The sequence below is a fragment of the Pseudoalteromonas sp. C2R02 genome (assembly GCF_018860845.1).
In the GTDB taxonomy this organism is placed as follows: Bacteria; Pseudomonadota; Gammaproteobacteria; order Enterobacterales; family Alteromonadaceae; genus Pseudoalteromonas.
In genome coordinates this window covers 17,694-34,923 of record NZ_JAHKQC010000031.1, presented here as the reverse complement: position 1 = coordinate 34,923, position 17,230 = coordinate 17,694, and the positions used below count along the sequence as shown (strand labels likewise).

Genomic DNA, 17,230 nt, shown 5'->3' with positions numbered 1-17,230 from the left:
TAGTATGAAAAAGCGCTTTTTATTTATAATAAAAGTGCTTTTTATTAAATAAATCTCACTATTTTTAAATAGTTAGGGTATAATTCGCCGGATTTTGTATTTGTTTTAGGTAAAGGGAGTTGTGATGAAAGGCTTAAAAATCTTGTTTGGTGTAGTTGTTATTAGTGGTTTGATTGCTTGTGGTCCAAAGCCAGAAAGTGTGGCAAAAGTTGGTGATAAACAAGTTACGAAAGCAGAGATAGAGTCTTATTTATCATTAAAGAAAATAAATAGTAAAAATGAAGAACAATATCAATCAGCAAAGCAATATTACTTAAAAAATTTAGCATTAATTGCAGCGATCGAAAAAGAGGGGAGTTTAGATCAACAAAAAATAGAAACTGAATTATTTGAAATTAAAAAAGATTTAATTTTAAATCGTTATTTGATGAAGTTTTTAGACACTGTTGTCACTGATACTGCAATGAGAAATTATTACGCTGAAAATCAAGATAAATACCAAAAAGAAAAGGCGAAAGTGTCACATATTCTTTTTAGATTGGATAAGAATGCTACTGAACAGCAACGTCAGTCTAAATATAGCAAAGCCATGGAAGCCTATAGTAAATTAAAAACAGGCGCTATGTTTAATGAAATAACATCACAATATTCTGAAGATTTAGTTTCTGCAAAAAAAGGGGGTCAATTAGGTTGGATGCAAAAAGGGGCAATCTCTCCTGTATTTTCAGATAAGGTATTTAATCAATTGCAAGCTTCAGAAATATCAGAACCATTTCTAACTGAGTTTGGTTACCACATTGTAAAATTAGAACAAAGCCCTTCGATTGTGAAACAACCTTTTGAAAAAGTAAGGGGTAATATTAAACGTATATTACGCCAAGTTGCAAAAGATGCAGAACTAAAGCGATTACAAACGAGCATAACTGTCATTCAGTAAAATTAAATTATTAAGAGTAAAAATAAGGAAATATCAATGCGAACCATAGGATTCTTACTCTTAGTAAGCCTTGTTGCTGCGTGTAATAAAACACAAACTGACAATACAATAAATGGTAATCATGCGCCAGATGAGGTTGTAGCTAAAGTAAATGGTGAACCAATTTATAAAACAGAGTTTGATTTAATCGTAAATCAAACTGTTGGGGAATTTGCAGCTTTACAACTGACTAAAAAGACAAAAGATAAAATTTTGCAAAGCTTAGTACTTAGAAAACTAATGAAAGCCGAGCAATTAAAACTGATGGAACAGGTTGAGCTTCAACATATTGAACTTCAAGTTGCAGCATATCGTGATGAATTACTTACAAAACAATATATCAGAAATAACATTTCAGCAGAGCCCGTTTCGAATGAAATGGTGAATGAATATTATCATAATAACTTATCTCAGTTCGGTAAAAAGCAGATCAGACGTTTCGATATGATCAGAGCACAAATAGGACATGATGAAAAACAAGTAAAGAAAATTAATAAATTTATACAAAATATATCACCTAAAGAAGACTGGCAGGCGCTAGCTAATATACCGGAGTTTCAAAAAAACTCAGTTAAAATAATTCGTGGCAATAGCGCTGATAAAGGGCTACTAAAATCTTATCAATCAATAATATCTACTTTAGCAAAGAACGAGGCATCAAAAGTCCATAGTATTAATGGTATTTTAGTGCGTTTTAAAGTAATAGATTTAATAGAATTACCTGCAAAGCCGTTAATAGAAGTAAAAGAAGATATTCATAAACGTTTAGCACCGATACAGATTAAAAACGCGATTAAAAATCAAGCGCGATTTTTAAAAGATAAGTCAGAGGTTAAGATCTATGCCTTTGATTAATATATTTAAAGCAATAAAAAAAATATCCTTATTGATTTTCACCACTTCCTTACTAACTGCTTGTTTTAATTCAGATGAGGGCAAGAAGTATCAAGAAGGCATAGTACTGAATGATCCTATTTCTGCCGTTGAATTTAACTATTTTTCAGGTGATTACAATTCTATTGAATCTTTAACTCACGCTCAGCCTGACATTATGGGAATAACGCCTGAATTAAATTTAGATGTTGTGAAAAAACAAAGTAAAGGAGCTTATTATTTTAGGGGATACTTTTATGTTGAAGAAAAAGAACAATATCGATTTGAAACACGACAAAGTGGTCTCAGTTTATTACTTATAAACAATGAAGTAATTGAAAATGAGGTGAATCTAGATATAGGTTATCACGAATTCATTTATTGGCTGATACCTGAAGATATTGATATTCAACCCCAAGTATTCATACTCTCTGAAACAACAAGTACAATAGATTTAGCCGAACACAATTTATTTTTAACACAAAATAATTTAAGTCAAGCTGCCGCAATTGATTTTGAACCTCAAAATATAATAAATGGACTGTCATACCATTATTATGAATTAGATGGTATTTCATTTGAGTTATTAGAAAATTTATCACCAATTGAGCAAGGAAATTTAAATCAGTTATCCCTAGTTGAAAAAAATAAACATAATGATATGGCAATGATATTTAAGGGATATTTTAATGTTGAATCAGCTAGCTTATATAGCTTTAAAGCTAATTCCAATGTGCCTTTGCGTATCTATATTGGAGAAAAAGAGTTAATAAACCAAAATCTAATAGGGTCATCTTTATATATCAATTCGATTTGGATTGAGCCTGGAATTTATCAACTTAGGGTTGAAGTACTTGGGAAATCAGAATCAGACGCTATAAATTTACTCTGGAAAAAGCAAGAACCTAATATCGAGTCTCAATACCTAGCAATTGATGAGCTAGGCCTTACATCAGAAGAATTTACTAAAATTGAACTAATAGCTGAACCTGAAAATGAACAATGGGAACTTGGTATAAATGGTCGTTATTACTTTTCAAATCAGCCGGCAAGTATAAATGAAATTGATTTGTTTATGCCAAATACGGCAATGCGTTTAGATAAATTTGAAATAGAACAAGAGCAAATTAATTATCCATACTCAGCATATTTTACAAGTCAGGTACAAATACTAGAAGAAGGCAATTATACCTTTTATTTAGAGCATGATGATTTATTAGAACTGAAAATAGCTGAGCAGACAATTTCTAATAAAGTAAGTCAAAAAACAAATATCAAAAATAATTTAAATAGATCACACTCCAACACTTATTACTTAGACCAAGGATATTATAAATTAGAAGTTTTCTATCACTTAACTGACGAATCTAATTTACCAAAAATTGAAATAGCGCCGACGGGAAATATACGTTCAAGTTTAAGTTCATTTAAATTCTCTTCTTCAACACAAGAAGTTGCAACAGATTTTGATGGTGATTTAGTTTCTGATGAAGAAGATGATTTTCCAGACGACCCAACGGAGTCTTCAGATATTGATGGCGACGGAATAGGAGATAATACAGATGATGATATTGATGGTGATTCTGTATTAAATGATGATGACGCATTTCCAAATGATCCTAATGAATGGTCAGATTTAGACTCTGATGGTATTGGTGACAATTCTGATACAGATAGAGATGGAGATGGTGTTTTAAATGAAGATGATGTATTTCCAAATGATCCCAATGAGTGGTCAGATTTAGACTCAGATGGTGTAGGTGACAATTCAGATACAGACAGAGATGGTGACGGCGTTTTAAATGAAAATGATGCATTTCCAAATGATGGAACTGAATGGGCTGATTTAGATAATGATGGTATAGGTGATAATTCAGATACCGATAGAGATGGTGATGGTGTATTAAACCAAAATGATGCATTTCCAAATGATGCGACAGAATGGTCTGATTTAGACAGTGATGGCATAGGTGATAATTCAGATACAGATAGAGATGGTGACGGTGTTACAAATGATATTGACCTCTTTCCAAATGACGCTTCTGAATGGGCAGATTTAGATAAAGATGGTATTGGTGACAATTCTGATCCGGATAAAGATGGCGATGGTGTTTTAAATGAGGAAGATGCGTTTCCAAGTGATCCTAGTGAGTGGTCTGATTTAGATGGTGATGGTATTGGAGATAATGCCGACCCAGATAGAGATGGCGATGGTGTTTTAAATGAAGATGATGCTTTACCTAATGATAATACAGAATGGTCTGATTTAGATGGGGATGGTGTCGGTGACAATTCAGATCCAGACAGAGATGGTGATGGTGTTTTAAATGAAAATGATTTATATCCAAACGACCCAAGTGATTGGGCTGATATGGACGGAGATGGTATTGGTGATAATGCCGACCCTGATAGAGATGGCGATGGGGTAATAAATGAACTTGATGATTTTCCTGATGACCCGCTAAGATGGAACAACGATCCTGATGCAATAGATACAGATAATGACGGTTATCCTGATGATGTCGATGCATTTCCAAATGACCCGACAGAGTGGATTGATACTGATGGTGATGGTATAGGCAATAATTCAGATCCGGATTTAGATAATGATGGCTTTGCTAACGAAGATGATGCATTTCCTAATAATCCGAATGAATGGAAAGATACAGATGGTGATGGTGTTGGAGATAATTCAGATCCAGATTTAGATGGTGATGGGGTAGATAATGAGACTGATTTATTTCCAAATGATGGTACTGAATGGGCCGATTTAGATGGTGATGGCATAGGTGATAACTCAGATCCTGATAAAGATGGCGATGGCGTGAATAATGATGAAGATGCTTTTGAGAATAACTCATCAGAATGGGCAGATTTAGATGGTGACGGCATTGGTAATAATTCGGATCCTGATAAAGATGGCGATGGTGTTTTAAATGTAAATGATCTATTCCCAGAAAATAAAAATGAATGGGCAGATTTAGATGGTGACGGCATTGGTAATAATTCGGATCCAGATAAAGATGGTGATGGTCATGACAATGAACAAGATGCATTTCCTAATGATGCTAGTGAATGGTCAGATATTGATGATGATGGCATTGGAGATAATGCAGATGTAGACCGCGACGGTGATGGTGTTATTAATGAACAAGATTTGTTTCCTAATGATAGCAGTGAATGGTCTGATTTAGACAGTGATGGTATTGGTGATAATTCCGATCCAGATAAAGATGGCGATGGTGTTTTAAATCAGCAAGATGCTTTTCCTGATAATCCTAATGAATGGTCTGATTTGGATAAAGATGGTATTGGAGATAATTCAGATCCTGATAAAGATGGCGATGGTTATGATAATGATAAGGATGCGTTTCCCGATGATCCAACGCGTTGGCATGAACAATTAGAGGTTGAATTAAAACTTACTGGGGAAGTTGGCATCATAAACCTAAATTGGCAGCATGATGAAAACGAATTTTTACATGAATTTTATGTTTGGCGTGCTCAAATAAATACGGCAATGGTTAAAATTGCAACATTAGATAACTCTGTTTTGCACTATTCAGATACTGATGTAATTCAAAATAAACAATATCAATATCAAATTGAAGCACGTGCAATAAATAGTACTTTAGGTAAAAGCAATACACCACAAATTTACACAGCATTTAATAATATTTCAGTCGAAAACTTAAGCATAAAAATGGGTGAAACAGGATTATTACTAAGCTGGGAAGCGTTAGGTGAGTTAAGCGTCATTATCGAAAAACGTCAAGGTGTTGAGACATGGGTTCCAATACATATGTCTGATTCAGTGAACAGCTTTTTAGATGATAACGTTGAAAATGGACAAATATACCAATATAGGGCTAAAACTCGTCAAAATTTTATCGACCCAGATTCTGGTAATGAATTTTATATAGATGGTCCGCCAAGCAATGTGCTATCACAACAAGTACTCTTTTCCTTAAATGTTGAATTCATTAATGCCAATAATATGCAAGACAATATATATATATGGTATACACGCACTAGTGAAAATCAGCAAATAGTGAGCATTAAAGGTAATGTTTTAAATGCATTAGGTTCTACTGAACTGACTATAACATCAGCTGATTTAAAGGAGGAACATACAATTTCAAATAATGAATTTACGTTATTTGTACCTGTTGATAGTGATCACCTTATGTGGCAGCTAACAGCTCAAAGCCAATCACAGCAAACTTTAAAAAATCCGGTTTATTTAAAATTTAAACAAGATAATGAAGCCCCTGTATTGACAATCGATCAGTCAGATATGACCACTGAACTCAATAAAGTAACTATTACAGGTGTTATTAAAGATGAAATTGGCCTCGAGCAATTTTATATGTCGTCAGATCGATATCCAAAGAGTCAGTTTGCATTTATAACAGACAATAGCGGACAGTTTAGTGGAGAAATACCACTGGTTTTTGATGATAATTTAATAACTGTGACTGCAACTGACAAATTAGGAAACCAAATAAGCAAACAATTATTAATTCAAAGACTGTCTCCTAATAAGCCCGTTATTGAAATAAAAAGTCATGTAAATAACCAAGTTGTTAATACTAAAAATGTTTATATAACTGCTGTTATCAATACAAATAAGCCAATAGAGTCATTGGCTGCATATTTAAATAACAGCTCACAAGGTGATATTACCTGGGTTTCTGATAATCAGTATAGTGTTAGCTTTAATCAACTTGAACTTGAATTGGGCGATAATCTGATAGAAGTAAATGTAAGCTCGAAATTTGGTAATGATCATAAAGCGATTAAATTAAATTACCAGGAGTTATCGGATACGAGTAAACCCGAAATACAAATTTCTTCACCGGTAAATAACAGTCAAATTAAGCAAAGTGAATTCGAAATTAAGGGTTATATATTATCGGAAGATGAAGTTAATTTAACAGTTACAAACCAAGCTTATACTGATGTTGCTTTGAATGTTTATCCGGATGTCACTGGTAGATATATATTTAGTTATTCTGCAAAACATAGTGAAGGACCTTGGACATTAACCGTAACAAATAATGCAGGTAGTTCAGAATTAACACTGAACTATACATTAGATCAAACCCCGCCTGTTATTCAACTACAAACACCTTTAGTAGAGTCTCCAAGTATTAATCAGGTATTACAAGTACCATTTACTATTTCTGGAGTGGTGATAGATGACGAAGCTGTCACTTTTACTATCAATGATGAGGTTGTAAATTTATTACCTACAGGCATATCAAATCAATACAGTTTTGATTTAGATATAAATTTACCACATAACGAAGAAAGGCCTCTTGAATTAAAAGCAACTGACTTTGCAGGTAATTCGACAGTAAAATATTATATTGTTAATAATCAAGCAAGTACATCTATCGATATTATAGCGCCAGCTAAAAATAAACAGTATTTAATTGAAGAGAATACGTTTGATTTACAAATTGTTGCTCAACTCAATAATGCATCAGTTGATTCAGAATTATATATTAAAATCGACGATCAACCTGAGCAAAAAATTACAGCAATTAACACCCTAATTAATACAAGTATTCCCTTATCTAGTGAAACACTATCAAAAGGGCCAGAGCATATCGCTCGCATTAAAGCATATGATATTAATGGTCAACTACAAGGTGAATCACAGGTCAATTTTGAAATTAATAAACTAGCTGATGTGCCATTAACGGTAATACAAACTCAACCTAAAAGTCTAGAGTCTCAAATAGAGACAAACGCATTCATAGCATTTTATTTTAATAAAACAGTAGATAAATCTCTTATAAATATAGAAGTAACAGAAACAGTTCATGGACAATCATATATTGATGAAACAGAACCTGGCACTAACTTGCTTGAACCCAAAGGTGCAAAATTACAAGAGGTTAATAAAAATAATGAGCTTGTTACCGGCAGTCTAGCCAGTTTACCAGGAGATCATAGTTATGCATTTTATCCAGACAATGGTTTTGCTTATGGCGCAGCAATTAAAGTTAAAATTAGTGTAAGTGATAAAGAAATGAGCCGATTTAGCTTTAATGTAAAACCGTTACCAACTTTACTTGATGGTAATGTAAAAGACAGTTTTGGTGCGAGCGTGTCTGATATTAAAGTGCGTTTAAATGAACTCAATCGCCAAGATATTACTGACTCTGATGGTACATTTTCTTTTGGTTATATTGATACTGGTCACGAAAATATTCAGTCAGGAGATTATACATTAGAGATAAATCCAAATAGAGAAAACCCTAATTTTGGAAACTACATACGCTACATAAATATAGCTCAAGGTAAGCGCAATCGTCTTGGTGTTTGCTCATTACCCGTGATCAATAAAACTGTGCCATTTAGCCAAGTGAAATCTGGGCAAGGTAATACCACATTAGCTAATGGAGATTTAAAAATTGATTTTTCATCAGCGCATATCAATACATCACAAGGACAAAATACTGCAAACGTACAGTTTAGCTTATTAGAAACTAGCACAATTGGAATGCAAATGTCGGCAAATACTCCTGCATTGTGGGTGTTTTCAGGGCAACCACAAGGAATACAGATAACAGGCGACACACCATTAACTATCACAGCCGCTAGTTTTTATGGTAGTTATCAGTATTTACCTGACGATGGTGATTATTTGGTGCTGATTGGCAGGAAATCAAATACTGACATGTTAGATGCTGTTGGTGTTGGTATAAGAGAAGGCGTAAATATACGCTCCATAGGTACTGTTCACTTGAGTAATTTAGATTACATTGGTTTTGCTCGGGTTCATAGTGAAAAACAGCTCGTATTACAAGATTATGTGCAAGGAAAAATTGGCTTAGTGCAACTTAAAGCAATGTTGCAAACTAGCGTCAATCCATAGGAAGTGATTGTAATGAGAAAATTAATATCAATAATAATAATATTCATAGTACTGATAACTGCTAGTTTTAGTAGCTGGTTTGCACAGGGCTGGGGTTGGTTAGATGTACACAGAGTAAGGTTTGGTCATGTACTTGCTCGTGGCTTAGATATGCAAGACGGTAAAGTATCTTATGTAGAATATGGCGCAGATGGAAAAATTGTACCTGGTTGGTCAACAGTTCATAAACAAGGGTTTTATATATTATCCGGTCAACATATCAATTCGACATTTAATGCGTTAGATGCTTTTAAAAATGAGTACAAAAAAGTACGCGTATTAAGTATTGAGCAATATAACAGTGAAGAGTTCAAAACAGTAGGTGGATTAGATTTACCTAAAGTAACACTACCCAATTATTACAAAAGTGTCGTGATTAAACCTACAGAATCAGTTATTCACCCAACTGATGGTCATATATTGTTATTATCTCGTTTTGATTTAACTAATATGTCAAGTGTGTCATCAAATGTTAAAGCTGTATTGTTTGATCCTACAGGCAAAAAAATCTATGCATCAGATAAAAATATCGCTTTTAAATCAGGTTTTTATGATGGTGATGAAGACGAAATCAATAATGGTATTCCACCAATATTAAAATCATTAAAAGATAAAAAACTTTATGCACCATTCGAGGGGGCTAAAGTTGAAGTTTATGCTTATCAAGGTTACCCAGATTACAGCGGTGAAGACGGCAGTTATAAAGTGCAATTTGGTTTAGTGCCTTGTCCGGGATTTTACTTTCAATATACCACCCCAGCATGGATGACCTATGAATACATTGCCTTTACACCAAATGGTGTAAAGCCGCTATTAGATGTATCTAAAATTCCGGGGTACGATGCTTGTATTGGCTATGATGCCTACATGGGGCAGACTGATTTAGTCGGGCTTATGGCGCATGTTGAAGTTATAGGCATTATCGCAGGGATTGCGATACCAGTGATACCAAGTAGTAACTTTTATGTTGATACGGGTGTAATTTCTGGTGTTGCATCATTACAAAGTAACGGTGTTACCGTAGAAGAAGGACCTACAAAATATGTATACAACCAGCCTGATTTAGATCCTGTTGCCAATCCAAGATATGATTTTGATGGCGATTTTAAATATGATTTAGCAGTGCTGGGAGATATTGAAAACGAATTATTTGTTTGTAAAAAAGACTCTAAAGATGCTGAATATCAAGGTGTATATTTAAGTTCAGAACATAGTCAAGGCGTCGCAATTAACTGTGAAGATTCTGAGCCAGAAGCGACCCAACCAGATTTATATCGATTAGCAGACAAAATGCCTGATTTTACAGATCAGGGACTACTTGAGACCATTTCAACTGATGATTTACAAGACACAGATATTCTAATTTTTAGAGAATCAACAGGTATGTTGATCACTGAACGTAAAGGTATTAATGAAAATGAGCTAATGGAAAGTCGTAGTTATTACGAAGCTATTGGTCGTGGATTTATATATCAAATGATGATCCGAGGGCCAGCTGCTACCGCCCAAAGTTACCATCCCAAAAACTGGGGTGAAGATGGTTTTAATCGTTTTCAATCTAATGCCAATATGAATCCAGCGCTCCATAACAGAGAGTCAGATCACTTAAAGCAAGGCGAAGTGCTAAGAACAGTACTCATTAACCGTAAAACAGGATATATAGGTTCAAATAGGAATTTGTATAAGAACCAATACCTTGGTGGCTTAGTATTAGATAACTTAAATAGAGTCAGTATGCAGGCGCCTAATTTAAAAATAAAGGCAGAGCGCTATTATAAGGTTAATGAAGGACCTAGTGCATCTAATGAGCAACAAAAGCATATAATAGGTTACGAAGGTTCTGCAATGAATAGTGATCAAATGATCACGATAACGACACAGTGGTATGAGCATGATGGTACACCTTTACCTGATGGACTTGCTGACTTTGGTTATACAGGACGGTTGGCAAAAATTGATGGTTCAGGCTCTCTAAGCTCTGGCGGGGTGATGGAACATTTTGATATAAAACCCGGCACACATATAGTACAAATAAAACTACCAGATGATGCTACGCCGGCAGATCATTATTATATACAAGTAAGCGGCGAACCTAAGCGCGCGAATCCATCATTTGCTGATGGCGGTGCAAGCGATAGTGGGCCATTACAATACCGCCCGAAACATTATGTACCCTTTAAAGTACCTGTTTTAGATCAGTTAGCCACACTAGAGCAAACCTACCTATATAAAAAATTAAAAGAAGAGGGGCAGACAGACAACCTAGAAAAACCAGAGCCAATATATCGTTGGGTTTATCGCCCTGAATTGCAATTTAGTACCTATGACTTAGAAGTAAATAGTATTCTAAGAGCGCAGCAAGATGGTCAAACTTCTGAAATTTATCAAAAAGAAGTGCCAATGATAGCGGCGGGTGACAGCTTAGTTAAATTTATGTACGACCTAATAGAAAGTAATCATGACGCATTAGAATTCTTAGGCGAAGGCCAAGAACTGGTATTTTCACTTGGGGCCAACGAAATCAAAGCTAAAATGGGTCCGGGAAACCAACTGATATTCACTAATTTAGAGCATATAGCCGCATTAGACGTTGAAGACTTTGTAACACTTAGCTTATATAACAATAACGATCCGACCAATGTATTATGGGAGTATGCCTTTGAGGCAGTAGCAGTCGATACCCGGTGGGCAGGATACGACAATATTGGTGAAGATGGCACAATATATGTTTCAGCAGATGATCCTGTTGTGCCGGTACAAGCTATTATTTTAGGCTATGCAAATAGAGAAAATCCTGCTCCACTTAAGCTTAAATGGAAACCCAATGGTGCCGCAACTGTTGAAGATGAAGATTTAAGTTACCAAAGACAAGGTGTATTTCCTGCAGATATTCATATGAATACTCAAGCTGGTGCACGTGCTGAGCCTTACGCATATTTAGATGCTGACAATGTCGTAAAACTAGGTGCAATAGAAGTCATACCGGGCAAACCACATCATATTAATTTCACCAAAAACGAAGGTGAAGTATTTATAGAAGGCCATAAAGGCAAAGAAATAGAAGTGTACATTGAAGATGCCCATGGTAATGCGGTAGCTGATGGTACATCTGTAAGTTTTGCAATAAATGGTGCAGCTAAACTTGAAATGGCAGATGACGGTACAATAAACGGTAGAGCAAAAGCGTTTATTGTAGGCGGTAGTATGCCTGAATCTGACAATACTCTTTTGGTCAGTGCAGGAGATGCTACTAGGCAGTTAACTTTTCCAGTATCCCCACTTACAGTGACAATTGAAGAATACCCAACTCAAATGGAACCAAGAAGTAGTTATCCTGTCACGGTAAAAGTCACTGAACCCGGTGGCCCAGCGGTTTCGGGCATGCAAGTAGTTATGCATGCCAGCGCTGGTAAGTTTAAACATGGCAGTCGCAGTACTAATGCTAATGGTGAGTTAACGCTTGAACTTTATAGTGGATTTCATTCGCTAGACAATATAGAAATCACTGCGAGGGTAGGGTTAGTTAAAGGGGATTTAGCCGTAACCAAAGTAGCGCCATCCATAGATAACTATGCTGATACCAGTGGCACTATGCTCGTAGGTGATGAAACCAGTAACGGCTATTATGAATATGATCGTTTTGATGGCGCAAGTTTAGGTTTAGCATATAAAACAGAAGCTAATATCATGCTGCATGGTTCAGCTGGTCATACAGAATCATTAAAATTAGGCAGTCTTGCCGAACCCAATATTCAACCAATAGCAGCGTATATTTTTAATGATAATTATGAAGATAAAGCTGTTGATTTTAATCAACAACATCATGGTGTAAATAACCATATTACGCTCGTCGCGGATAACCCAACTGGTACAGGCAATAGCTACCAATTTAATAAACAAGCTATTTTAAATCCTGCCAATGTATGGGAATCAAGTCGGGTTACTGTGGCTCAAAGTGAGCAGTTTAAACCTAAAAATAGTGTTGGTTTTCGTTTAGATATAAAACCCTCAGAGTACGGAGGCTCAATATTTGATTTTGAAGGCGGTGTTCAAAACCTAACTTTAGAAAACGATGGTCATTTAACGTACAGCTTATTTACTAAAAATGGTAAAGCGACTGTAAGCAGTGATGCACCTATCTCTCTTGAAAATTGGCATACAGTGGCGGGTAAGTACCACAATGGCAAACTGGTACTCGAAGTAAATGGGCATTTAAACTCACAGGATGCAACAGGTGAACTCGCTTATTCAGTTACGCAACGCGGATTAACGATAGGCGAAAACTTTAGTGGTAAGCTAAGCAGCTTTAAAGCCTATGATTATGATGCCCAGCCACTCGTGACATTTGAAGATGGCACCACAGAAAAAAATTATACCTTTGCTGCGGACGAAACCCTTGCAGCAGTTAAAGTGATTAGTACAGGTAAACTAAATCAAAATGGTGAGCAAGCCAGCACGATTAGAGTTGGCTTACAAACACAGTCACAAAATAATTTTATCGGAGTAATAAGCAAGCAGTTTTATGGGCAATTTGCTTCGTTTTATACTGAAACAGAACAGCCACCGGGTTACCCACCCGTTGCAATGAATTATTATAAAAATTATACACCTTTCCCCCTTATGGGGGTTGCCCACGCTGGCTTTTTTGATTGGAGCTTTGATGATGTTTGGGACAATCTTAAAACGGCTGCCAATGTTTTATTACCTTTTGAAGATATAAAAACATTTTACGAACAAGTAAATTATTTAATTGATGACGATAAACGCTTTGACCCAATGGAGCTAACTATCAGTGGTATTGGCGTGCTTACTATTGTGCCAATATTAAAGCCACTCATTCCGGTAAAAAATGCATTAAAAGCTTTCTTTAGGCCATTAAAATCATCAAATCCTAAATTCATAAAAGCTATTGGTCGGGTTTTGGGTCGCGTTGGCGATGATGTATTACAAGGTAAATATGATACCGCCTTTAACTTAGGGCTGTTTATGATGTTAGTAGGAGAAATGCTAGCAGATGAAGAAGCCAGAGCAGGCTTAATGGTGATGATAAACTCAATACAAAGCGACGACGACTTTTTTGCTTGGTTAGATTATTTAAGTTTACCTGCAGATGGCTGGGAAGGTGATGGCGAGCCGCCTGAAGTGGGCTTAACTGCTGCTGTTGATTTGCAACCAAATTATTTTAGCCCGCTCAATGGCGTGATAGGTGTGGCATATGCGGATAGGAAAAAAGGTTTAAACTATGGCCGAGTTAAATCTGCTATATTTGCAAGAGGATTACTGAGAGCTGCACGCCAGTTAAATGGAAAAGGAGGAAAATTAAAAGAGGGTAAGCTGGTCGATTCAGTTAAAAATGTCACTAAATATACAAAAGAAGCAGCAACTAAAGGTGAACGAAAAATTGCATTTTCTCCGATATCGTTAACCGGATTTTTAGCCGGTGGTAATGCACTACGCAGATATATTACTAAAAATAATAATTTACGTATGTCACCTTTGACTATTCTGGCAATACTCTCTTATCTAGAATCTCGTAATGTCCCAGTCTGTGACGCAGAAGCGATTGGTAATTGTATCCCACTTTCTGCAGGTATAGATAATGAATTAGAAAAGCTATATGTTAAAGCTTTTACGTCATCACTCAATGAGAACATCGATAAAGTGGGTGGTAAGTTTGAAAATGGCCATTTATTTCATGTTGGAATGCTTGCTTTTAAGCATTTAGTTTACGAAACAACACTAAGAGATGAGGATAGGGTAACAGCAATTGAGCAAAGATTTAAAGTGTATTTATATGCTCGAAATGACTTTGGTGTACTTGAAGAAAATGGAACTAGTTATGATCGTTTTTCTGATATTACTTTAAATGGAAACAATTCAGAAAATAGCACGATTATAGAAATAAAATCTTATAAGCAAGGTGAAGCAAATGATATCCCAAGGCGTTGGAAACGTTTTGATGTGAGTAAAGGCGGACAAGGTTTACATAAACAATTTTATTTAGACCGCGTATTAACGTCAAAAAGAGAAGGCCAAAATATATTGGTTAATGAAATGCAGTGGTTTTATCAAAAATTTCAACGAACTAAAGAATTACAAGGATATAGTGAAAAAACCTTAGATAAAGTAGCACAATACGCTCGAAAATTACCGAAAGATGGTCGAAGCAGTGCAGGTTTTGCTAGCTTAGGATATGACAGTGCGAAAGATAATAAAGTTTTTACTGTAAAAAAAGCAAGAAAGATATTATTACATGGTGATATAAAAACATTAATTCTAACGACCGGTCGTAATGTTATGCTTGACGGTGTTGACGAGGATTTAATAGAAGATTTGATTGAAAAAAGTGAGCAATTTTAATGGATAAGTATTTAGCTGGCTGGCAGCCTGATGATAAAGCCTGGATGAAAGCCCGAAAAGCAGAATGGAAGTTTGTTAAACCAGTAGTGGAGCGATATGGTACTCGTGACAAAGCAGAGTTTAATACATTAAAAGAGTTTTTTTTAACGGGAAGTATCAATTTTGCTAACCATAATAGTTATAGAGCTGAGGCTTTAAAAGAAATGAAGCCAAATGTTGTAGATGATTTCGATTGTGCACTTTATGGAATACATTCCAGAGTTTTTCTATTATTACTCTTTAGCCCAATACAAACCGATGAAATGTATCAATATGTGATTAATACTGTTAAAGCGCGGGATGAGCATTGGCAACAGAAAATGGCAGATGCCGGGAAAACGTATTTATCATGTGCGAGATTATTTCATGGTACTGCTATTCCTCGAGAATATAATACTAATAATCGATTTCCTCTCGCTAAGAAAGAAGTTCTTATGTATAAATATTTGCACGGAAATAAGTTAAATGAAGACTATAAATTTATTTTTGCAGAAAACAACATTGAGTATGTTAGTAATATTTTTACCAGATTAGTACCAGACCTGATGACTTTCTGTTCAAGGCCTTATGTTGACGACAATGATTATTATGAGTGGTATTCAAGTTATATTGAATCTTGCTTAGATTTTTGCAGTGAGAATCTTGAAGTAAATATGGTTGCACCTGACATAGCTATTAAAGTTATGGTTTTTAGCGTGTTAGATATAGTCGAAAATCAAGAGATGTATGTAACAATAAAAGGAAGGGTTGCTAAAGGTTTTCTTGAGTTATTTGAAGATCGTATTGAGGATTTCCCAAAGGTTTGCGTCAATACAATAAAAGTCGCATTAGATTCTTGGAAAAATGGTGGTGGTAAAAAAGAGTGGCTAGAACTCAAACCTAAAGCATGGAATTCGTGGAAAAGAGCATCTTGGTTAGACGAATCTCTATTTGATGAATTTGGTAAGCCTTTAAATGGTGATTTACAGTAATAAATAAAAATAGACATATATGGACACTTCACACTTCACACTTTGCAAGCACGATCTGTTTAGATCTTGTAAAAAACACAAAATAAATCTTTTATTCTTTTTGTTAGTCAACACCTGCCAATGTGGTTTTCTGATTAATTGATATTAAAAATATCAGCACTGACATATATACAGGCTCTGTTCTTTTCTAAGAAAGAAAGAAAGGGACAGGCATAAAATATGGCCATCTAGATATATTGAAATATGATTAAATAGTATTCAATTTGTTTGGTTGGCTAACATGACGAGAGCAAGGCGTAACTTAATAGATTTAACTTCCAGCAGTTATTATCATGTTATTTCCAGATGTATACGTCGCTCGTATTTATGCGGTGATGATAGTTATTCGGGACAAAACTTCGATCATAGACGGTATGAAAGAAAGGGACAGGCATAAAATTTGGCCATCTAGATATATTGAACTATGATTAAATAGTATTCAATTTGTTTGGTTGGCTAACATGACGAGAGCAAGGCGTAACTTAATAGATTTAACTTCCAGCAGTTATTATCATGTTATTTCCAGATGCATACGTCGTTCGTATTTATGCGGTGATGATAGTTATTCGGGACAAAACTTCGATCATAGACGTATTTGGATACAGGATCGTATCAAGCACCTTTCAACAGTATTTTCAATTAAAATAGCAGCTTATGCTATCATGAGTAATCATTATCACCTTGTTCTGAATGTAAATAAGCAAGCAGCTAATAGCTGGGATGATGATGAAGTTATTAAGCGTTGGTACCAACTTTATAATGGTAACGTGTTGGTCGATCGCTATTTAGCAGGAGAAAAGCTAGATACAGCTTGTTTATATCGCATTAAAATGTTTGTTCAAAAGTGGCGGGAGCGACTTTATGATCTAAGTTGGTTTATGAAAAACTTGAATGAATTCATTGCAAGAGCTGCAAATAAAGAAGATAACTGTACAGGTAAATTTTATTCGTTGCCGTCCTTGTCACTCACCCTTCGGGCCAGCTAAGCTGTTTTAATTTATTCCATATAAATTTATGGGAAGGGCGTTTTAAATCACAAGCACT

6 protein-coding genes are annotated in these 17,230 nt (G+C 35.3%); all 6 read left to right on the top strand.

Translation table 11 applies throughout. The features are described from left to right. The first annotated feature begins 124 nt into the window (after positions 1-124). The 6 genes from KO527_RS12250 to KO527_RS26395 all read left to right on the top strand — a co-directional run bounded on the left by KO527_RS12250 (position 125) and on the right by KO527_RS26395 (position 17,172). A complete protein-coding gene (locus tag KO527_RS12250) occupies positions 125-937 on the top strand; it encodes a peptidylprolyl isomerase (RefSeq protein ID WP_216040585.1) in 813 nt (270 codons plus the stop codon). A gap of 36 nt (positions 938-973) precedes the next feature. Beyond that, the gene (locus tag KO527_RS12245) at positions 974-1,831 is read left to right on the top strand and encodes a hypothetical protein (protein WP_216040584.1); all 858 of its coding nucleotides are present in this window, start codon (positions 974-976) and stop codon (positions 1,829-1,831) included. After that, a complete protein-coding gene (locus KO527_RS25900; protein WP_252733667.1) occupies positions 1,818-8,738 on the top strand; it encodes a thrombospondin type 3 repeat-containing protein in 6,921 nt (2,306 codons plus the stop codon). The genes KO527_RS12245 and KO527_RS25900 overlap by 14 nt, the downstream gene beginning before the upstream one ends. Before the next feature lie 12 nt (positions 8,739-8,750). Beyond that, positions 8,751-15,137, top strand: a complete 6,387-nt coding sequence (locus tag KO527_RS12220; RefSeq protein ID WP_216040583.1) for a laminin G domain-containing protein — start codon at positions 8,751-8,753, stop codon at positions 15,135-15,137. Continuing rightward, complete coding sequence (locus KO527_RS12215; protein WP_216040582.1) at positions 15,137-16,147, top strand: hypothetical protein; 1,011 nt, start codon at positions 15,137-15,139, stop codon at positions 16,145-16,147. Before KO527_RS12220 ends, KO527_RS12215 begins: the two co-directional genes overlap by 1 nt. A 500-nt stretch (positions 16,148-16,647) precedes the next feature. Further along, positions 16,648-17,172: a transposase gene (locus KO527_RS26395; protein ID WP_354668620.1), complete on the top strand. Its 525-nt coding sequence runs from the start codon at positions 16,648-16,650 to the stop codon at positions 17,170-17,172. Positions 17,173-17,230: the final 58 nt, after the last annotated feature.